Raw genomic sequence first — 20145 nt, 5'->3', positions numbered from 1 at the left:
GCGGACCGCTGCGTACGTCGTCCGGAAAGGCACAGCATGCCGTTGCCCCGCCTCGGCACGCGGTCGCGTCGTCTCCGGACGGCGCCGGCCGTGTTCCTCGTCGTCGCCGTGGCGCTCGCGCTGGCGGCCCTGTGCACCGGCGGTTCCCGGCCGGAGAAGACCGCCGCCCGGCGCGTCGTCGTCGAGGTCTCCAAGAGTCACTGCGGCCGGGGCTGGACCCGGCCCGAGCCCGGAGTGCAGACCTTCGACCTGCACAACACCTCCGACGGCGCCGCCGAGGTCTATCTGGAGGATCCGGCCACCCATGCCGTGTACGGCGAGGTGGAGGGCGTCGGCCCCGGCACCACACGGCAGTTGACGGTCCGGGTGGGCAAGGGCGCGTACGCGTTCCTGTGCGTGCCCGATGACGCGGATGCCGTCACCGGCCCCACCGTCCACGTCACCGGCGGGCGGCGCGGCCCCGGCGCCGTGCCGGTCACCGAGCACGATCTGATCCCGCCCGCGCTCGCCTACCAGAAGTGGGTGGGCGGCGGACTCGCCGCCGCCGTACGGCTTTCGGCCGAGCTGAAGGACGCGATCGACCGCGGCGACCTCGCCGCCGCCCGCGCGGCCTGGCTGCCGGCGCACCTCCAGTACGAGCGGCTCGGCGCGGCGTACGACGCCTTCGGCGACGCCGACGGAAAGATCAACGGCACCGACGCCGGACTGCCCCGCGGGGTGCACGACAAGGACTTCACCGGGTTCCACCGCATCGAGTACGGCCTGTGGCACGGCGAGCCGGCAAGCGGGCTGCGTGCCCCGGCGGCCGCCCTGGTCACGGCGCTCACCGGACTGCGCGACAGCTGGGCGCAGAGCCGGATGGACCCCGCCCAGCTCGGGCTGCGCGCGCACGAGATCCTGGAGAACACCGTGCAGTTCGAGCTGACCGGCCGCACCGACTACGGCAGCGGCAGCAATCTCGCCACCGCCCGCGCCAACCTCGACGGCACCCGCGAGGTGCTGTCCCGGCTGCGTCCGCTGCTCACCACCCGGTACGCCGATCTGCCGCAGCTGAACCGGGAGTTGACGCGCGCCGGGCAGATGCTCGACGGGTTCCGGCACGGCGGGCACTGGACCGCGCTCGGCGAGCTGACCCGCGCCCAGCGGGAGCGGACCGACTCCGTGCTCGACGGCCTCGTGGAGCGGCTGGCGTCGGTGGCGACCCTGTGCGACCCCCGGAGGACCGTGTGAGCACCGCCGAACGACCGAACACACTCGCCCGGCGCGGCTTTCTGCGCGGCGCCGCCCTCGCCGGTGCGGGGCTCGCCACCAGCGCCGCCGCCCCCGAACCGGCCGCGGGCGCGCCGGCGTCCGCCCTCGCCCCGTTCCACGGCGTCCACCAGGCATCGGCGATCGCGGCCCCCCGTCGTACCTGTGTGTTCGCCGCGCTCGACGTGACCGCCGGGAGCCGCGCCGAACTCACCGATGTACTACGCACGTTGACCGAGCGGGCCCGGCTGCTCGCCACGGGCGGCACCCCGGACCCGGTGGGCGTCACCGGGCCCCCCGCCGACTCCGGCATCCTCGGCGACCGGCTTCCCGGCGGCCAGCTGGCCGTCACCGTGGGCGTCGGCGCCTCGCTGTTCGACGACCGGTTCGGGCTGAGCGCGCGCAGGCCCAGGCGGCTGACCGCCATGCCCGCCTTCCCCGACGACGACCTCAAGGCCGAGTGGTGCCACGGCGATCTCAGCCTCCAACTGCACGCCGACGACCCGGATGTCACCCTGCACGCGCTGCGCGACATAACCCGGCACACGCGCGGCGGTGTCCAGGTCCGCTGGCGGATGGACGGCTTCGCCAGCCCGCCCCGGCCCTCCGGCACCCCGCGCAATCTGCTGGGGTTCCGGGACGGCATCGCCAACCCGGACACCGCGAGCGCCCGCGAGATGGACCAACTGGTCTGGGTGGGACGGGACTCGGGCGAGCCGGACTGGGCCGTCGGCGGCAGCTACCAGGTCGTCCGGCTGATCCGGATGCTGGTGGAGTTCTGGGACCGGGTCTCGCTCGGCGAGCAGGAGCGGATGATCGGCCGGTCCCGCTCCTCCGGCGCACCGCTGGACGGCGACCGTGAGCACGATGTGCCGCGGTACGCCGACGACCCCAAGGGCGACGTCATCCCGCTGGACGCGCACATCCGGCTGGCCAACCCGCGCACCCCCGCCACCGCCCGGCAGCGGCTGCTGCGCCGCGCCTACAACTACGACCGGGGCATGGACGCCAACGGCAACCTCGACATGGGCCTGCTGTTCTCCTGCTACCAGCAGGACCTTGTACGGCAGTTCGAGACCGTGCAGCACCGGCTGGCCGGCGAGCCGCTGACCGACTACATCAGCCCGTTCGGCGGCGGCTACTTCTTCGCGCTGCCCGGCGTGCGCGATGTCCAGGACTGGTACGGACGCGCCCTGTTCGCCTGACGTGTCCATTCCACCCGTGGACCGCTCCGGGCCATTTCCCCTGGCCGGGCGGGCAGTTCGGCCGGACCTGTCCGGACAACCCGGCGGCCCGCCAGGTCAACACACCGTCAAGTTTTCCCACAGGTTCCCTGACTCGGTGTTCACCCGCGCGACATCATTGCTCTGCCATCGCGCCCCGCAAGGAGCGCAGCATGCCTGCTCGTACACCGCACAGACGTTCTGTCCAAAGGGGTAGACCACCATGGCCAGCAGAGGAAGACGAGCCGCGATGCGCAGCCTGGGCGCGCTCGCGGGAGTCGCGGCGCTCACCGCGCTCGGCAGCAACGCGCCCGGCTGGGCGGCGACGTCCGCCCACGGTCACGGGTCCTCGTCGACCGCGACGCCGATCGAGCATGTCGTCGTGCTCTTCGACGAGAACATCTCCTTCGACCACTACTTCGCCACGTACCCGAAGGCCGCCAACACCGACGGCACGAAGTTCACCGCGTCGAAGCACACCCCGAAGGACATCGACACCCTCGCCAACGCCGGGCTGCTCAAGCACAACCCGAACCAGTACGCGCCGAAGCGACTGTCGCCGTCCCAGGCCCTGACCTGCGACCAGAACCACTCCTACGGCCCGGAGCAGTACGCCTACAACGGCGGCAAGGCCGACCAGTTCGTGCAGAACACCGAGGTCGACAAGTGCAGCGGCGGCCTGTTCGGCGAGCCGGGCCTGGCGATGGACTACTACGACGGCAACACCGTCACCGCGCTGTGGAACTACGCCCAGCACTACACGCTGAGCGACCGCGCCTACAGCTCCAACTACGGCCCGTCCACCCCCGGCGCCCTCAACCTGGCCTCCGGCAACACGCACGGCGTGGTCTCCATCGACCCCGCCACCGGCAAGCAGACCGCCAAGCCGGACTCGTACACGGTCCAGTCGCCGGACGCCAACGGTGTCGGCACGGTCGTCAACGACCCCGACCCGGCCTGGGACGACTGCTCCGACAAGGACCACACCAGCAGCAACGCGCTGGCGTCGATGCAGGGCAGGAACGTCGGTGACCTGCTCAACGCCAAGAAGGTGTCCTGGGGCTGGTTCCAGGGCGGCTTCCGTCCGTCGACCGCGTGGAACGGCCAGTCCGGCTCGCACGCCAAGTGCGACACCACGCACACCAACGTGGGCGGCGCGGCCGCGGTGGACTACAGCCCGCACCACAACCCGTTCTCGTACTACAAGTCGACGGCCAACCCGCACCACCTGCCGCCGAAGTCCGTCTCCGAGATCGGCCACAACGGCCAGGCCAACCACAACTACGACCTGACCGATTTCTCCGCCGCGCTCAAGGCGGGCAAGCTGCCGTCCGTCAGCTTCCTCAAGGCCGGCGAGTACCAGGACGGCCACGCCGGGTACTCGGACCCGATAGACGAGCAGCACTTCCTGGTCGGCGAGATCAACGCGATCCAGAGCTCGCCGCAGTGGAAGTCGACCGCGATCGTGGTCGCCTACGACGACTCCGACGGCTGGTACGACCACGCGTTCGTCGCCCCGCGCAACGGCTCGACCGACACCTCGGTCGGCTCCAACGGCAAGGCCACCGACAGCCCGGCCTGCCAGCGGGGCCCGAAGGCGGCCGGCGGCTACGCGGACCGCTGCGGCCCCGGCACCCGGCAGCCGCTGCTGGTCATCTCGCCCTACAGCAAGGTGAACAAGGTCGACCACACGCTGACCGACCAGGCGTCCATCACCCGCTTCATCGAGGACAACTGGCACACCGGCCGCATCGGTGACGCCTCCTTCGACGCCAAGGCCGGCTCGCTCCGCGGGATGTTCGACTTCCGGCACCCGAACGACAAGCAGGTGCTGCTGAACACCGACGGCTCGGTGAAGTCCGTCGGCCCGATCAGGCACGTCGCCCCGGTGCACACGAGCATCACGCCCGGCCCGGCCCTCCAGAACGCGGCCGACACCACGGACGCGTCCTTCCCGGCCCTCCCGGTCGGTCTCGGCGTCGGCGCCCTGCTGGCCGCCGGTCTGACGGGCACGTACTTCACGATGCGCCGCCGTCAGCAGGCCTGACGACAGCGAGCCCACCACGTGTGCCCCCCGGTCGCCGGCCGGGGGGCACACCCGTGTCCGCGCCGTCCGCGCCGGAAAACCAGTGGTCGGGGCCCCGGCCGTGCTGCTGGGATGACGTGATGCGAAGCGAGATCTCGATGACCGTGGACCGGGGCGCCTTCCCGGACGCGGTGACGCCCTGGGAGCAGGAGTCCTGGCGGACCGCGGCCCTCGGCTGGGTCCAGGAGCGACTGGCCGGGCACGGCCTGCGCGGGGACGGCGGGCTGCGGGTGCGACTGCGGCCGTGGTCGGTGCTGGTGCGGGTGCCGGTGGCCGGGCGGGAGGCGGTCTGGTTCAAGGCGAACCCGCCGTCCGCCGCCTTCGAGGGCCCGCTGACCGCCGCGCTGGCCCGCTGGGTGCCCGGACATGTGCTCGAGCCGCTGGCCGTGGACGCGGGGCGTGCCTGGTCGCTGCTGCCGGACGGCGGCGATCTGTTCCGGCAGGTGCTGGCGCGGGAGCCGGTCGGACCGGAGGTCTGGGAGGACCTGCTGCGCCAGTACGCGGGCGTGCAGCGCGCCCTGACCCCGTACGCCGGGGAACTGGAGCGGCTGGGGGTTCCGGCGGCCCGCACCCTGGACCTGCCGGATGTGTTCGACCGGCTGCTCGCGGCGGACACCGCGCTCGACGCCGAGGCACGCGTCCGGGTGGCGGCCGTACGGCCCCGGCTCGTGGACTGGTGCGCCGAACTCGCCGCGCTCGGCATCGAGGACACGCTCGACCACGCGGATCTGCACGACGGGCAGCTGTTCCGGCCGGCGCCGGGCCGGTTCACGTTCTTCGACTGGGGGGACGCGGCCGTCTCCCACCCGTTCTGCAGCCTCCGGGTCACCGCCGAACAGGTCCGCGAACGGTACGGCCCCAAGGCCCTGCCCCGGCTGCGCGACGCCTACCTGGAGCCCTGGACCGGCACCGGCCGCCCGGCCGCGGACCTGCGTCGGGCCGCGAGCCTCGCCTGGCGGCTCAGCTGCCTGGGCCGCGCCACCTCCTGGGGCCGGATGTTCCCCCATCCGGGACGCCCCGCACCCGGCGCCACACAGAGCGCCGAATGGCTGCTGGGCCTCCTCGACGAGCCGCCCTTCTAGGGCGCGTATCGAGTCGTGATCAACCGGTGAGGTACGGCCTCGTGGGAGCTGATCTGGTAGATCGTCTTGCTTGGAGCGGCGGGCCACAGTTGACGGATGCTGCACGGGTTGATCGAGCAGTATCTGTTCCGCGAGACGTGGAAGCCTACTTCAGGTTTCGATGAGGCGGGATCTGATCGGCCCGTACTCCAGCCAGACGTCCTGCAGGAAGTCCTTCTGGCGTGTCGCATGCGCGGGGCTGCTGATGCGGTAGTAGAGCACGCGTCGGGTCTGGTCGGAGGCGAAGTTGCCGCCGATGTTGTGGCCGAGGAGGTAGTGGGCCAGGAGCAGGTCGCCAGCCCGGCCGGTGATCTGTTCGGGCTCGGGGAGAGTGATCGGGGGGTAGGCGCAGTACTTGCCCGTGCCGTGTTCGCGGAAGTAGGCGGCGTGGGTGCGGTGGGTGCCCGGCCAGACCCACAGGTTGCCAGAATCCTCGGTGAGCTGGTCGGTCAGCAGGACACCGGCCAGCATGGTGAAGGTCCCGAACTCGGGATCGTCAACCGGCTCGGCGTTGGCCGCGTCGATGTGCGGGATGCCCGGGCGGTGCGAGAACGGCGGGATGTTCAGTGCGACCTGAACCTGCCAGGGGACCTCCAAGGTGCCAGGACCGGCCAGTTCCTCGGCATACCCGAACGCCGGGCCGCCGGTCAACGGCGCCAGCAGATCCTCTTCCTCCTTGGTCTCCAGGAAATAGAAATGCGGCCCCACTTTGTCGGCTTCCGGCGGCTGCCCGGCCACCAGCCCGTCGACCCGGCGGTTCGCCCGATCCAGAAGCTCTCCAGGAACTGCCTGTGGGATCACGACGAAGCCGCGCTCAGTGAACTCATCCAGCTGTGTCTCGCTCATCACCCGGGCGACGCTAGATGATCACCAGCCCGAGGGGCCAACGGTTTTCGCTCCTTGGGTGTGTATCAAGTCGTGATCGATGGGTGCCTGGTGAGGTCCTTGATCCAGATCATCGCGGCGCGTAGGTGGAGGCCTGCGAGGTAGCTGTCCGGGGTCTTGTCATATCGGGTGGCGATGCCTCGCCAGGCCTTGAGCTTGTTGATCAGGCGCTCGACGGTGTTCCTCTCCTTGTCGAGGTCGGCGTCGTGGCTGACGGGCCGGCCGCCTCTGGAACGCTTCTTCTTTCGGTTGGCGGCCTGGTCCGACTTCTCCGGTATGACTGCCTTGATGTGGCGTTTCCGCAGGTGGGACCGGTTACCGCGGGATGAGTAGGCCTTGTCTCCAGCGACCGCATCGGGCGGGTGCGGGGGCGGCCGACGGGACCACGGACCCGGATCTTCCCCAGTACTGGGATGAACTGCGGGCTGTCGGCGGCTTGTCCAGCGGTCAGGATGAACGCCAGCGGGCGGCACTTGCGGTCGGCGGCGAGGTGGGCCTTGCTGGTCTGCCCGCCCCGCGAGCGTCCGAGGAGGGCAGCCTTCAGCCGGAGTTTTCGCCGACGCCGGATGCGTCCTCGCTCTTCCCGCTCGGGATCGGCTTCGGCGTCCTGGCCGTTTTGTTCTTCGAGGCTTCCCCCTTTGACCTTGTGTTCTCCTCTTCGGCGGCAGCCTTCTCCAGCGCGGTGATGACGTCCTTGTCCAGGTGCATCCCGGCGGCGTCGTGGTGGGCCCGCGCGGTGGTGGAGTCGATGCTGACCAGGGACAGGTCCACCTCGCCCCGCTTCGCGGCTTCTGCTATCAGGCCCTCCAGCAGGGCTTCGAAGACGCCGCCGTCACGCCACTGCCGGAAGCGGTTGTGCACGGTCGACCAGGCGCCGAACTCCTGCGGCATCTCCCGCCACTGCGAGCCGGTCCTGAACCGCCAGATCACGCCTTCGAACTGCTTCCGCAGCCGCTCGGGGTACGGGCCGTACTCGCCGATCGGCAGGTACGGCTCGATGAACTCCCACTCCTGGACCGTCAGCTGCACTCGAGTCACGCAGGAAGATCTACCGCCCCAGGCCCCGCCACGAGGGCTAAGCCCGCAGATTGATCACGACTCGATACGCGCCCTAGTACTCCAGCAGGATTTTGCTGTCTGACCTGGTCTTTCGCCGGGCGGCCGGAGTGTAGCGCGGCTTCGGTGGTGTGGGGGCGGTCTCACGGGGACCGCCCCTCGATCGTGCGACAACGCCGCAGGTAGTGACAGCGGCGGGGCAGCCTCCGAGGGTGATCACCGAGTATGCCGCCGAGCAGTGGGACCTCGAACTGGACGATCTCTTCCTGAGCATCGGGCACCGCTTCGGCCGAGTCGAGCTCCGCCGCCGCATGCGTGACTACGTGCGCGGGCTGCTCGCCCCGGTGGCCCGCAAGAACAGCTGGCAGCTGGCCGAACAGGCCGGCCACCGCACGCCTGACGGGTTGCAGCACCTCCTAGCCGGATCGAAGTGGGAGTCCGATGACATCCGCGACGACCTGCAGGAATACGTCGCCGACAAGCTCGGCGAGAACGACGGCGTACTGATCATCGACGACACCGGGTTCGTCAAGAAGGGCACCACCTCAGCCGGGGTCCAGCGCCAGTACTCCGGAACCGCCGGCCGGACGGAGAACTGCCAGATCGGCGTCTTCGCCGCCTACGCCTCTGTCCGCGGCCGGGCTCTGGTCGACCGTGAGTTGTATCTCCCGAAGTCATGGACCGAGGACCGGGAACGCTGTCGCACCGCAAGGGTCCCCGGCGAGCGGGAGTTCGCCACCAAAGGCGAACTGGCCCGGCACATCGTGCTGCGGGCCCTCGCCTCGCCGTTGCCCATCGCCTGGGTCACCGCGGACTCCGCCTACGGCCAGGACAACCGCTTTCGCCGGCTGCTGGAGCAGTCAGGTGTTGGCTATGTAATGGCTGTCCCCAAGTCGCAGTTCAGCGTGGGCTGTTCACGGATCGAGGGCCTGTTCGCGCAGGCCCCCAACGAAGCGTGGGAGAAGATCTCCTGCGGCGACGGCGCGAAGGGGCCACGCGTCTACCACTGGGCAGCAGTGCGGCTGCCGGCCGTCGCCGAGTTCGACTACCAGGGCCAGGTGCCTCACCGGATGCGGTGGGCACTGGCCCGGCGCAGCATCAGCAAGCCAGACGAGATCGCCTACTACCTCGCCTACACACCCCTTCAGGTCACCGTCCAGGAGCTGGTGAGAGTCGCCGGGACGCGCTGGGCGATCGAGGAGTGCTTCCAGGCCGCGAAGAACGAGTGCGGCCTGGACCAGTACGAGGTTCGCCGCTACGTGGGCTGGTATCGGCACATCACGCTGGCCATGCTTGCGCACGCCTTCCTGGCCGCTACGGCACACCAGGTCCGGGAAAAGGGGGCGGAACAGGTGGGACAGCTGGGGTCATCGGACTCACAGTGGCGGAGGTTCGGCGACTCCTGGCAGCTTGTCGTGCCCAGCCCCCGCACCGGAGCGGATATCGCGGACGACGTCATGCGCTGAGCTGGTCGAACTGGCGCCGTCAGCGCCAAGCAGTCGCCCGCCGCTGTCACTACCTGCGGCGTTGTCGCACGATCGAGGGGCGGTCCCCGTGAGACCGCCCCCACACCACCGAAGCCGCGCTACACTCCGGCCGCCCGGCGAAAGACCAGGTCAGACAGCAAAATCCTGCTGGAGTACTAGTACTGCAACGGTGCTTGCCGTGACTGGTGGCCAGGTCAGGGGCTGTGTCCGCGTCGTTTGTAGTGGCTGGTGCGGGCCTGATGTTGTCGTCTTCGGCGCCAGGCCGACCAGTGCAGGATGTGCTCCGCGGGTGTGGGTCGGCGGTCGGTGAGGCGGGTGATCAGCCGTCGTATCTCGGCGAGGCTGAGGTGGATGAGCTGTGAGGATCCGTTTCTGCTTTGTCCGCATCCAGCTCGCGGGCTCGCAGGACGGTCAGGCAGGCGTGGGCGGCCATGGCCAGGGTCATGTGGCGGTGCCACCCGGAATAGCGGCGGACCTGGTAGTCATCCAGGCCGCACTCCTGCTTCGCGCTCTGGAAGCATTCCTCAATGGCCCACCGGCTGCCCGCGATGCGGATCAGGTCATCCAGGGTGGTGCCGGCGGGGCAGTAGGCAATATAGTACGAGATGAGATCTCCTGCGGGCGGGCGACGCTGCGGCGGGCGATCACCCAGTGCCGGCGGTCGGACCGGTGCGACGGTCTGACTTCGACGCGTGCCCAGTCGTAGATCCGCAGGCCGTGCGCCCCGCTGCCGCAGGAACGACGCTTCCACTTCTGCCGGGGAAGCCCGTTGAACAGGTCGTGGACGGGATGGTCGATCGCCCAGCGGGTGACCACGGTGTCGTGCCGGGTGGTGGCCATGACGTGGAAGACGTCCGCCCTCTCCAGCTCGGACCGCCACCCCTTGGAGAACCCGTAGGCGGCATCCGCGGTCACCCACCGGAACGGGATCATGTCAGCGATCGCCCGGCGGACCATCGCCTTGGCCATGGCCACCTTGGTCTCGAAGGCGACCTCATCAGTGATGCCGGCCCGGCGGCACCTTTCGCGGTCATCGGTCCACGAGGTGGGCAGATACAGACGCCGGTCGATCAGTGTCCGCCCGTGGTCGGTTGCATAGGCCAGGAAGACGCCGACCTGGCAGTTCTCCGTCCGCCCGGCGGTGCCGGAGTACTGCCGCTGCACCCCGGCCGACCGCGTCCCCTTCTTCAGAAAGCCCGTGTCGTCCACGACCAGGACGGCGTTTGGGTCGCCAAGGTTGTCGACCACCTACTGCCGCACGTCGTCGAGCACCTCATCGGCGTCCCACTCGATCCGGTTCAGCATCCGGTGGATACGGTCCGGGCCCGTATGGCCGGCCTCCTCCGCCAGCGTCCAGCCGTTCTTGCGTTGCAGCGGAGCGATCAGCCCGCGCATATAGGCCAGAGCCGACTCACGCGGCTCCGACCTGCTGAAACGATGCACGAACCGCTCGTGCACCGCATCAAGTTCACCCGCCCACAACCTGGCATCAGCAAGGTCCCCACCCAGGGCGCATACGGCGCCCCGCCCCCGAGCGTGCTCGCCGGGGGCGGGGCACCACGCCTACGGGTTGCGCCCCCGGCGGGGCCGCGCGGACGCTGGAGCGGTGACGCATCCGGGAGACGGCGTGGCCCCGGCGGACGGCCACGGGTTCGGGCGGCGGCAGTTCCTGGCCCTGTGCGCGGGCGCGGGGCTCGGTACGGCCGCCGCGTGCACGGCCGCGCCGACGCCGTCCCGGAGCGCCCGTACCCGGCCGGAGTCGGAGCGGGACGCGCCGGGCACCGCCGCCTGGCGGCTCGGCCCGACCGGTCCGCCGGACGCGGTGAGCGGCTATGCGGACCGGGTGAGCGTGACGCCGGGCGAGACCTTCGGCCTGCACGTGTCGACCACGGCGGCGGCGTTTTGGGTCTCGGCGTTCCGTGTCGGCTGGTACGGCGGCGCCGGGGCCCGGCGGATCTGGGCCTCGGGCCGGATACCCGGCCGGGCGCAGGCCGCCCCCGGAGTCCTGGCCGCCACCCGTACCGTGCGCGCCGACTGGCCCCTCACGCTGCCCGTGGACACCACCGGCTGGCCGGAGGGCGCCTATCTGCTGCGCCTGGAGGCGGACACCGGGTACCAGCGGTACGTGCCGTTCGTGGTCCGCTCCACCGACGGCACGGGCCGTACGGTCCTGCTCCACGCCCCCGCCACCTGGCAGGCGTACAACCGCTGGGGCGGCGCCAGCCTGTACGCCGGAGCGGACGGCGCGTACGCCACGCGGTCCCTCGCGGTCAGCTTCGACCGGCCCTACGACGGGAGCGGCGCGGAGAAGTTCCTGACCTACGAGCGGGCGCTGGTGGTGCTCGCCGAGCGCCTCGGCATCCCGCTCGCGTACAGCACCGGCACCGACATCCACCGAGACCCCGGTGTGCTGCGGGGCGCGCACGCCGTGGTCTGCCTGGGGCACGACGAGTACTGGACACCCGAGCAGCGCGCCCATGTCACCGCCGCCCGGGACGCCGGGGCGAACCTCGCCTTCCTCGGCGCGAACACCTGCTTCCGCCGGGTGCGGCTGGCGGCCGGGGAGAGCGCGGGGGATCGTACGGTGGTCTGCTACAAGAGCGACTACCGCGCCGACCCGTGCTATCCGTCCGCCCCGGCACGGGTCACCACCGACTACCGGCTGCCGCCCGGCGCCGACCCCGAGTCCGCGCTCACCGGGGTGTTCTACGAGGGCTACCCCGTGGACGCGCCGTACGTCGTACGGGCGCCGGACCACTGGGCGTACGAGGGCACCGGCGTCCGCGCCGGGGAGGGTTTCGCGCATCTGGTGGGCGTGGAGTACGACCGGGTCACCCCCGGCGCTCCCACGCCCGGCCCGCTGGAGATCACCGCGCATTCCCCGCTGGTGTGCGCGGGGCGGGCGAGCCACAGCGACTCGGCGTACTACACCACCCCCGCCGGGGCGGGGGTGTTCGCGACCGGCACCATGCGCTGGGTGGAGGGGCTGCTGGCCGGGACGGGCGAACTGGGCCGGGACCACGGGATGGACGCGCGCACCCGTGCCTTCGTCACCCGCACCACGGAGAACGTGCTGCGGATGTTCGCCCTGGGCCCGGCGGCCCGCCACGCGCCGCCACCCGACGCCAACATCGCTGCGGTGTACGGCGGTTGACCGGCGCCCCGGTCAACCCTCCTGCGCCCGCAGCTGGTTCTGGCGGGCCTTGTTGAACAGGCGCCACAGATGCTTGGCCACGGCGCACGGCGCGGAGTCGGCTCGGCACTGGCGGCAGGCGCGGGTGTGCTGTTCGTACTGCGTACGGGCGTCTTCTAATGCGTCACTGACAGTAGACATGGACATCTCCGGGAAAGACATGACATCGGGCGGCGCGCCGACTTGACTGGCCGATGCAACCATTCCCAAAGGTGATCATGTTACTGACAGTAATGACAACCGTGGTGTCGTGATTGAACAGTCAGCGGCATACCCCGACTTCGGGTTCGCCCAGGACGGCGCACTATTGCACGCTGGTTGCAATTACTTTTGATGTGTAGAAAGGGTTGGCCATGGGCTCTCCGATCGTGCTCGGTATCGAGTCGTCGTGCGACGAGACCGGCGCGGGGCTCGTCCAGGACGGACGACTGCTCGGACATGCGGTGGCGTCGAGCATGGACGAGCACGCGCGCTACGGCGGGGTGGTGCCCGAGATCGCCTCCCGCGCCCATCTGCACGCCCTGCGCCCGGTCGTCCGCAAGGCGCTGGACGAGGCGGGACTCGGTCTGTCCGACATCGGCGCGGTGGCCGTCACCACGGGACCGGGGCTGTCCGGCGCGCTCCAGGTGGGGCTGGCCGGCGCGAAGGGGCTCGCCTACGCGCTGGGCGTGCCGCTGTACGGCGTGCACCACCTCGCCGGGCATGTCGCCGCCGACACCCTGGAGCACGGCCCGCTGCCCGACCCCTGCGTGGTGCTGATCGTCTCCGGCGGCCACACCTCGCTCCTCCTCGTGCGCGACCTGGCCCGCGAACCCATCGCGCATCTCGGGGACACCCTCGACGACGCGGCCGGTGAGTGCTTCGACAAGGTCGCCCGCGTCTTCGGCCTGCCCTACCCCGGCGGGCCGGCCGTCGACCGGGCCGCGCGCGACGGGAATCCGCGCGCCGTCCCCTTCCCCCGGCCGCTTCCCGGCTCGTACGACTTCTCCTTCTCCGGGCTGAAGACGGCTGCCGCCCGCTGGGCGGAGTCCCACACCGGGCCCGCCGGGCTGCCCGTGCCCGACGGGGCGGCGTCCTTGCAGGAGGCCGTCGCCGACGTGCTGACCCGCAAGGCGGTCGCCGCCTGCACCGAGCACGGGGTGGGCACTCTGATCGTGGTCGGCGGGGTCGCGGCGAACTCGCGGGTGCGGTCGCTGGCCGAGGAGCGCTGCCGGGCGGCGGGGATCTCACTGCGGGTGCCGCCGCTGCGGCTGTGCACGGACAACGGCGCGATGATCGCGGCCGTCGGCGACCTCCTCGTCAGGGCCGGTGCCGAGCCGGCGCCGCTGGACGTGTCGATCGATCCGTCGGCTCCGCTGGAGTACGCGGCCCTGCACCCGGTCGTGCGGAACGCGGACGCGGCATGACGGAGACCCGCGCAGGCGCTGGGCGGACGGTCGCCCGCCCGGCGGCCGGGCCCGCCGGTGTCACGGCGCGCCCCGAACGGCCGGGCGCGTCCCGCGACCGCGGACCGGTGACGGCTGCCACGCCCGCAGCCGCAGGCTGTTGCCGACCACGAGCAGGGAACTGACGGACATCGCCGCCGCCGCGAACATCGGATTGAGCAGACCGGCCATGGCGAGCGGCACGGTGACGACGTTGTAGCCGAACGCCCACAGGAGATTGGCGCGGATCGTGCCGAGCGCGGCGCGCGCGAGCCGTACCGCGTCCGCGAGTGCCTCGATGTCCCCGCTCACCAGGGTCACGTCGGCGGCACCGATCGCCGCGTCCGTGCCGCTTCCCATGGCGATACCCAGATCGGCTCCGGCCAGCGCCGCCGCGTCGTTGACGCCGTCACCGACGACGGCGACACGGTGTCCCCCGGCGCGCAGCCGGCGGACGAGGGCGGCCTTGGCCTCGGGAGTGCAGCGTGCGTGCACCTCGTCGATGCCGAGGTGGGCGGCGACGGCACGCGCGGGTGCCGGACGGTCTCCGGTGGCGAGAACGGGGCGCACCCCCAGCCGTCGCAGCCGGTCCACGGCCCGGTAGGCGCCGGGCCGCAGGACGTCCCCGATCTCGATCAGGGCTTCCGCGGCACCGTCCACCCGCACCACGACCGCGGTGTGCGCGGCGGCCTCGGCGGCCGACAAGGCGTTCGCGAGCGGGTCCGGCAACTCGCCGTCAGGGGCGAGTACTTCGACCAGACGACCGCCGATCCGGCCGCGCACGCCATGCCCCGGTACGGCGGTGAAGTCCCGCACGGGCGGCAGTTCCCGCCCGGTCGGATGCCGTGCGGCGTGGGCCGTGACGGCCCGGCCGAGCGGGTGTTCCGAGCCCTGTTCGAGGGCACCGGCCAGCCGCAGCGCCTCCGCGGAGCCCAGCCCGCCGGGCACCGAGGTGACCCGGACGACGCTCATCCGCCCCGAGGTCAGGGTGCCGGTCTTGTCCAGGACCACGGCGTCCAGCCGCCGCAGCCCTTCGAGCGCTTGGGGGCCGCTGACGAGGACGCCGAGCTGGGCGCCGCGTCCGGTCGCGGCCATCAGCGCGGTGGGCGTCGCCAGGCCCAGGGCGCACGGGCAGGCGACGACGAGCACGGCCACGCACGCGGTGAGCGCGGCCTGGGCCTCCGCTCCGGCGCCGAGCCAGAATCCGAGCGTGGCGACCGCCAGGGCGAGCACCACCGGGACGAAGACGCCCGCGACCTCGTCGGCCAGGCGCTGCGCCCGTGCCTTGCCGCCCTGAGCTTCCCTCACCAGGGCTGCGACACGGGCCAGTTGGGTGTCCGCCCCGACGGCGCTGGCCTGTACCAGCAACAGGCCGCCGGCGTTGACCGCGCCGCCGACGACCGGATCGCCCGGACCGACCTCGACCGGTTCGCTCTCCCCGGTGACCAGCGCGAGATCGACGGCGGATCGGCCCTCGACCACGGCACCGTCCGTGGCGATCCGCTCGCCGTGGCGGACGATGAACTCCTGCCCGACCCGCAGTTCCTCGATCGGTACGCGTCTTTCTCCGTCGGCGTGCCGGACCGACACCTCCTTCGCCGCGAGCCGGGCGAGGGAGCGCAGCGCGGCACCGGTTCCCCGCCGGGCCCGCGCTTCGAGGAAGCGGCCCAGGAGCACGAACAGCGGTACGCCCACGGTTGCTTCGAGGTAGATGTGCGCCGCACCACCGGAGGCGGTGGGCATGAGGCTGAACGGCATCCGCATGCCGGGGCCGCCCGCCCCGCCGAGGAACAGCGCGTACGCCGACCAGGAGAAGGACGCCGCCACGCCCAGCGACACCAGCGTGTCCATGGTCGCCGCGGCGTGCCGCAGCCCCCGCACGGCGCGCACGTGGAAGGGCCAGGCACCCCAGACGGCGACCGGGGCCGCGAGCACGAAGCACAGCCACTGCCAGTCGCGGAACTGGAGGGCCGGGACCATGGACAGGACCAGCACGGGCACGGCCAGCACGGTCGTGCCGGTCAGCCGGGCGCGTTCCCGCCGCTCCCGCGCGCCGGGGTCGGCCTCGGCCTCCACACCCGCGGCTGACACGGGCGGCTGGGGCAACGCGGCCGTGTAGCCCGCCCGTTCGACGCGGGCGATCAGCTCCTCGGGGCTCACCTCGGGCGGATGGCGGACGCGGGCCCGGCCGGTCGCCAGGTTGACGGTGGCGGTGACACCGTCCAGTTGGGCGAGCTTCCTCTCGACCCGCTGCACACAGGCGGCGCAGGTCATGCCGCCGACCGTGAGATCGGTGACCGTGTCCGGGGCGACGCGTTCCGCGGCCATCAGCCCCCGCTCCCGTGACTCATCTCCATACCGCCCATGTCGCCCGTGTCCGTTCCTCCGCCGTGGCCTCCCGTGCCGGTCGGCGCGGGTCGGGTTCCGGGCAGCCCGGGGGCCACGGGGCCGGCGGACGCTCCGACCGCGTAGGCGGCCGCGAACACCGCCGCCAGCAGCAGGAGGAAGCCGTACAGCACGGGGGGTGGGGGCGTCTTGCGTGCCCTCGCGGCCGCGGGGCCCGCGGCGCGCGAGGGGGTGTGGTCCGTCAACCGAGTCTCCAGGGTGCGTCGTACGGCCGATTCCTGTCCCGCCGTACCACTCCAGTTGTCGGACCCGCGCACCGCCGGGTTCCCGCACGGCCGCATGGCGGAGATCACACCAGCGGGACGAGTCACACCAGCAGAACGAGCGTGACCGCCATGCCGAGCCCCATGGCCGCGTGGCAGAACAGGCCGAGAACGTCGGCGTCGTCCCGTACGACCGTCTCCGGCCCGCGGGCGGGAGCGGACCTGGCCCGGTCGAAGGCCCTCGCCAGCCGGCGCAGGGCGAACGCGGCGAGCAGGACGGCCAGTACGACAGCCGTCCCGCGCTCGCCCGCACCGGTCAGGGTCATCGCCGAGGCACCGGAGGAGCCGGACATGTCCATTCCGGGCATGTCGTGCATCGCGCCGCCCCCGCCGCCCGCGGCCATTCCGGCGCCGTCCATGGCGGCGGCCATCCACGCCATGGCCCCCGTCATCAGCACGCGCGGCAGTGCGCTCAGGCACGCCCTGAGCCGGTGCGCGGAGTCGGCGCGCAGGGGCACGGAGCAGGCGAACCACAGCGCGCCCGCCCCGAACAGCACGATCTGCGGCGCCGTCGGCAGTTCCATGCCCCACGGCCAGACCATGGCGATCATGACCAGGCCCATGGCGGTGTGCAGCGCGTGGTCCACCCGGTGGGGGCCGGTCCGGCCCGGAGCGGTGGCCGATCTGAGGCCGTACAGCACGGACAGGGCGAAGACGAGGCTCAGCAGCCAGCGCAGTCCGGTCGCGGTGATCACGGCGTCACCGTGCCCCGGCGCCGGCGCAGGGACCCGATGAGCAGGTCGGCGGCGAGGAAGGCCAGCAGGGGCAGGCCGAACAGCGGAACGTAGTAGCCGACGACGGCGGCCAGGACCACGGCGGGTGCCAGTACCGCTCCGGGTATCCGGCGCCACGCGCCGCGTGCCGGTGCCCGCCCGAAGGACATGCCGCCCGAGCGGGTCGGCCGCCGCAGCCACCACATCCGGTAGCCCCACAGGATCATGGCGATCAGGCAGATCGCGAGCAGCGCCAGCGCGATCTGGTTGGCGAGGCCGAACAGCAGACCCATGTGGGCGTCGATGCCCCATCGGGTCAGCTTGGCCAGGACCGGGTAGTCGGCGAACCTCAGCTTGGCCGTCACCTTGCCGGTGCCGGGATCGACGGCCACCGAGTCCTGGCGCTCCGGCCAGCTGCGCGTGTTCTCCTTCACCACGTAGGCGTTTCCGGCCTTGGCGGGCGGCGTGACGACGAGCGGTCCGCGCAGTCCCGCGGCATGTGCGGCCGCCGTCACGGCGTCGATGCCGACGTCCTTCGTGCGGACGGCACCGGAGGCGCCAACTCCGTGCGCCGGGACGGTTGTCGAGATCGCGGGAGTGCTGCCGCCGAGCGCGTCCTGGACGCTGCCGATACTGGCCCCGGCGTGGGCGGACCAGGTCATGCCCGTGGCGGACAGTCCCAGCAGGCCGATCGAGGCCCACAGGCCGACCGCGCCGTGAAAGGACAGGGTGCGCCGCCGGCCCTTGGCACCGCCGCGCGGCAGCAGGACGGAGCGCAGCCGCCGCCGGGTGCGGGGAGCGCCGAACCACAGGGCGAGTCCGCCCAGCACCTCGACCCAGAGCCAACTGGCGGCCAGCTCACTGTAGTTGCGGCCGAACTCGCCCAGGTGCAGGTTGCGGTGCAGGCTGTCGAGCCAGGCCCGGACGGGCAGCCACTGGCCGGAGGTCCGCAGGGTGCCGAGCACCTGGTGGCCGTACGGGTCGACGAACGCGGTCAGGGTGGAGCCGTCGGGGAGTCCGGGCTTGCTGAAGACGACGCGGGTGCTGTCGCTGCGGCCGGGCGCCGGGGTGACGGACACCAGGGTGCCGTCGGGTACCGCCCGCCGGGCGGCGGCCACTTGAGTGGCCAGCGAGTCCGCCTCGCCCCGTGGGGTGACCTTCAGTTCGTGCCGGTAGAGCGCCGATTCGAGCTGCGGAGTGGCCGTGTAGACGAGGCCGGTCAGGGCCGCGACGAGGATGAAGGGGCCGATGACGACGCCCGCGTAGAAGTGCAGCCGCAGCAGCAGCGGGCGCACACTGCTCCATGTGCCCGCAGTGGCCGTGGCCCCGCTCCCGGAGGTACCGGCGTCCGGCGTGGCGGTTGTCCCGGGACACGCGTCGCCCGGTGGGGCGGCCGCCTTCCCCGGTCCGGCTGCGGTGCGGTGGCTTTCAGGCATGGCGACGCTTCTCCTCGGCTGTTGCGGTGTCCGGTTTCCGGGGCCCGCAGGAGGAGTCGGGTGCCTGTCCGGCTCAGTTCCCGCGGCCGCGGAGTGACCGTCGCCACAGCTCCGGTCCACGGGCAGCGCGGGGAGGGCCGCCCGCCGCCGGGCGCGATCCACCCCATCAACAGGCAGTCGTGGCGGACGGGCACTTGGTTCCCGGCCGTGGACCGACAGCGTGGGACGGCCAGTCACGCGGTGCGGGCGGCACGGGATGCGCGGCCGTCGCTGCTAGCTTCGCGCACCTGGTTCGAGGTCGGCGCCCGGATCGCGGGCGGATACGGAGGCAGCGTTGGCGAAGACGAGCGGATCACCCGACAAGGCGGCCGGCGCCCCTGTCCTGAGACGCCGTAGCGTCCTGGCGTCGGCGGCCCTGGCGGCGGGGGCGCCGGCCGCGGTGGCCGCTTGCGACCACGGCGCCGCGCGGCCCGCACCGCGACGGCATGCCGCGCCGCACCAGGGGGCCGCGGCCCGTCTGGTCGCCGTGCCCATGGAGAGCCGCGGCGTCGACTGGCTCAGGTCGGCCCTTCAGATCGCGGTGCGGATCGAGTTCGCCACCATCCCGCCGTACCTCTGCGGCTGGTGGTCCGTCAGGAACCGCAGGTGCGACGCCGCCCGGCTGATCCGGCGCGTCATCTCCGACGAGATGTACCACCTCGGCATCGTCTGCAATCTGCTGACGGGCCTGGGCGGCAGGCCCCGCATCGGACAGTCCGCGCCCGTCTATCCGGGGCCGCTGCCGGGCGGGGTGCATCCGGGGGTGGACGTGTACCTGTCCGGCTTGACCAAGGCGCTCGTACGGGACGTGATGATGGCCATCGAGGCACCCGCGGCACCGCTCACCGACAGCGCGCGGGACCCCCTCAGCATCGGCCTCTTCTACGAGGAACTGCTGAAGGCCTTCCGGGTGGTGGCACCCGCGCTCTCCGTCGACCGGCAGCTGCACGAACAGATCGGCGACGACACCCTGAGACCGATCAGGACCTCCGCGGACATCGAGCGCTCGATCGAGATCATCAAGGACCAGGGCGAGGGCACCGCGGCTTCACCGGCCGACGGCACACAGGACGGGCACCTGGCGCACTACTACGCCTTCGCGGAGATCTACCACGGTCGGCAACTGCGCGATTCAGGCGGCACCTGGCAGTTCACCGGGGCGCCGGTCCCCTTCCCCGACACGCGGCCCATGGCCAGGGTCCCGGCGGGCGGCTGGCAGCGGCCGCCCGCCGCGGCCCGGCGGCTCCTGGACGACTTCGACAGCACGTACACCCACCTGCTGGAAGCGCTCGACACCGCGTGGGGCGAAGGCGACCGCCACAGCCTGCGGACCGCGGTGCGGCGCATGCGTCAACTGGAGACCCCGGCCGTCGGACTCATGGAACTGCCGGTCCCCGGCACCGAGTCGACCTACGGTCCGCAGTTCCGCCCGCACGGTTGACGACAAGCGGCGCGGGGTCGCGCGCCGGGGCGCCGACGGCCCTGAAGACCGCCCGCGGCAGCGGTGAAGCGAGCCCGCCGCTCCGGGCGGTGGCCGACGTACCGTCGTACCGTCCAGCGGCCGG

At 71.9% G+C, this 20145-nt stretch carries 13 protein-coding genes and 2 pseudogenes; 8 read left to right on the top strand and 7 right to left on the bottom strand.

Annotated features, from left to right (window positions below; genetic code table 11):
* Positions 1–36 precede the first annotated feature (36 nt).
* The 4 genes from ACE4Q9_RS31810 (at position 37) to ACE4Q9_RS31795 (ending at position 5639) form a co-directional block, all read left to right on the top strand.
* Entirely contained in the window at positions 37–1230 is a 1194-nt protein-coding gene (locus ACE4Q9_RS31810; RefSeq protein WP_397987968.1) for an EfeM/EfeO family lipoprotein, read from the top strand.
* Positions 1227–2453, top strand: a complete 1227-nt coding sequence (gene efeB / locus ACE4Q9_RS31805; protein WP_397987967.1) for an iron uptake transporter deferrochelatase/peroxidase subunit — start codon at positions 1227–1229, stop codon at positions 2451–2453. Before ACE4Q9_RS31810 ends, efeB begins: the two co-directional genes overlap by 4 nt.
* A 241-nt stretch (positions 2454–2694) precedes the next feature.
* The gene (locus ACE4Q9_RS31800) at positions 2695–4518 is read left to right on the top strand and encodes a phospholipase C (protein ID WP_397987966.1); all 1824 of its coding nucleotides are present in this window, start codon (positions 2695–2697) and stop codon (positions 4516–4518) included.
* A 119-nt stretch (positions 4519–4637) separates the two neighbouring features.
* On the top strand, positions 4638–5639 hold the full coding sequence (locus tag ACE4Q9_RS31795) for a phosphotransferase (RefSeq protein ID WP_397987965.1): 1002 nt from the start codon (positions 4638–4640) through the stop codon (positions 5637–5639).
* 150 nt (positions 5640–5789) lie between these two features.
* Here the strand turns inward: ACE4Q9_RS31795 and ACE4Q9_RS31790 are convergent, their stop codons facing one another.
* Positions 5790–6524: a phytanoyl-CoA dioxygenase family protein gene (locus tag ACE4Q9_RS31790; protein WP_397987964.1), complete on the bottom strand. Its 735-nt coding sequence runs from the start codon at positions 6522–6524 to the stop codon at positions 5790–5792.
* 65 nt (positions 6525–6589) lie between these two features.
* A pseudogene (locus ACE4Q9_RS31785) lies at positions 6590–7601 on the bottom strand (IS5 family transposase).
* Positions 7602–7834: 233 nt separating this feature from the next.
* Between ACE4Q9_RS31785 and ACE4Q9_RS31780 the strand changes: the two are divergent.
* Positions 7835–9085: an IS701 family transposase gene (locus ACE4Q9_RS31780; protein WP_397988288.1), complete on the top strand. Its 1251-nt coding sequence runs from the start codon at positions 7835–7837 to the stop codon at positions 9083–9085.
* 340 nt (positions 9086–9425) lie between these two features.
* On the opposite strand, the pseudogene ACE4Q9_RS31775 reads toward ACE4Q9_RS31780, so the two are convergent.
* Positions 9426–10615 (bottom strand): annotated as a pseudogene (locus ACE4Q9_RS31775) (IS701 family transposase).
* A gap of 97 nt (positions 10616–10712) precedes the next feature.
* On the opposite strand from ACE4Q9_RS31775, the gene ACE4Q9_RS31770 reads away from it, so the two are divergent.
* The gene (locus tag ACE4Q9_RS31770) at positions 10713–12260 is read left to right on the top strand and encodes a N,N-dimethylformamidase beta subunit family domain-containing protein (protein ID WP_397987963.1); all 1548 of its coding nucleotides are present in this window, start codon (positions 10713–10715) and stop codon (positions 12258–12260) included.
* Positions 12261–12652: 392 nt separating this feature from the next.
* Entirely contained in the window at positions 12653–13705 is a 1053-nt protein-coding gene (gene tsaD, locus ACE4Q9_RS31765; RefSeq protein ID WP_397987962.1) for a tRNA (adenosine(37)-N6)-threonylcarbamoyltransferase complex transferase subunit TsaD, read from the top strand.
* Positions 13706–13765: 60 nt separating this feature from the next.
* Here the strand turns inward: tsaD and ACE4Q9_RS31760 are convergent, their stop codons facing one another.
* The 4 genes from ACE4Q9_RS31760 to ACE4Q9_RS31745 are packed head-to-tail and all read right to left on the bottom strand — an operon-like array spanning position 13766 to position 18541.
* Positions 13766–16051 (bottom strand): heavy metal translocating P-type ATPase, encoded by a 2286-nt coding sequence (locus tag ACE4Q9_RS31760; protein WP_397987961.1) that lies wholly within the window; start codon positions 16049–16051, stop codon positions 13766–13768.
* Entirely contained in the window at positions 16051–16410 is a 360-nt protein-coding gene (locus ACE4Q9_RS31755) for a hypothetical protein (RefSeq protein ID WP_397987960.1), read from the bottom strand. The genes ACE4Q9_RS31760 and ACE4Q9_RS31755 overlap by 1 nt, the downstream gene beginning before the upstream one ends.
* 26 nt (positions 16411–16436) lie before the next feature.
* Positions 16437–17087: a DUF5134 domain-containing protein gene (locus tag ACE4Q9_RS31750; protein WP_397987959.1), complete on the bottom strand. Its 651-nt coding sequence runs from the start codon at positions 17085–17087 to the stop codon at positions 16437–16439.
* Positions 17084–18541, bottom strand: coding sequence for a PepSY-associated TM helix domain-containing protein (locus ACE4Q9_RS31745; RefSeq protein ID WP_397987958.1), 1458 nt, complete (start codon positions 18539–18541; stop codon positions 17084–17086). Before ACE4Q9_RS31745 ends, ACE4Q9_RS31750 begins: the two co-directional genes overlap by 4 nt.
* Positions 18542–18875: 334 nt before the next feature.
* Here ACE4Q9_RS31745 and ACE4Q9_RS31740 point away from each other — a divergent pair, with 334 nt between their 5' ends.
* Positions 18876–20021: a ferritin-like protein gene (locus ACE4Q9_RS31740; protein ID WP_397987957.1), complete on the top strand. Its 1146-nt coding sequence runs from the start codon at positions 18876–18878 to the stop codon at positions 20019–20021.
* Positions 20022–20145: the final 124 nt, after the last annotated feature.

It is taken from the genome of Streptomyces sp. AM6-12 (assembly GCF_044327085.1).
GTDB lineage: Bacteria > Actinomycetota > Actinomycetes > Streptomycetales > Streptomycetaceae > Streptomyces.
This window is presented reverse-complemented; position numbering and strand designations above follow the sequence as displayed.

What these genes read in the sequence shown, in the direction of transcription:
- ACE4Q9_RS31795 (WP_397987965.1), top strand. Translation starts at nt 4,638, where the DNA reads ATGCGAAGCGAGATCTCGATGACCGTGGACCGGGGCGCCTTCCCGGAC.
- tsaD (WP_397987962.1), top strand. Translation starts at nt 12,653, where the DNA reads ATGGGCTCTCCGATCGTGCTCGGTATCGAGTCGTCGTGCGACGAGACC.
- ACE4Q9_RS31745 (WP_397987958.1), bottom strand. Translation starts at nt 18,541, where the DNA reads ATGCCTGAAAGCCACCGCACCGCAGCCGGACCGGGGAAGGCGGCCGCC.
- ACE4Q9_RS31760 (WP_397987961.1), bottom strand. Translation starts at nt 16,051, where the DNA reads ATGGCCGCGGAACGCGTCGCCCCGGACACGGTCACCGATCTCACGGTC.
- ACE4Q9_RS31800 (WP_397987966.1), top strand. Translation starts at nt 2,695, where the DNA reads ATGGCCAGCAGAGGAAGACGAGCCGCGATGCGCAGCCTGGGCGCGCTC.
- ACE4Q9_RS31755 (WP_397987960.1), bottom strand. Translation starts at nt 16,410, where the DNA reads ATGCGGCCGTGCGGGAACCCGGCGGTGCGCGGGTCCGACAACTGGAGT.
- ACE4Q9_RS31790 (WP_397987964.1), bottom strand. Translation starts at nt 6,524, where the DNA reads ATGAGCGAGACACAGCTGGATGAGTTCACTGAGCGCGGCTTCGTCGTG.
- ACE4Q9_RS31810 (WP_397987968.1), top strand. Translation starts at nt 37, where the DNA reads ATGCCGTTGCCCCGCCTCGGCACGCGGTCGCGTCGTCTCCGGACGGCG.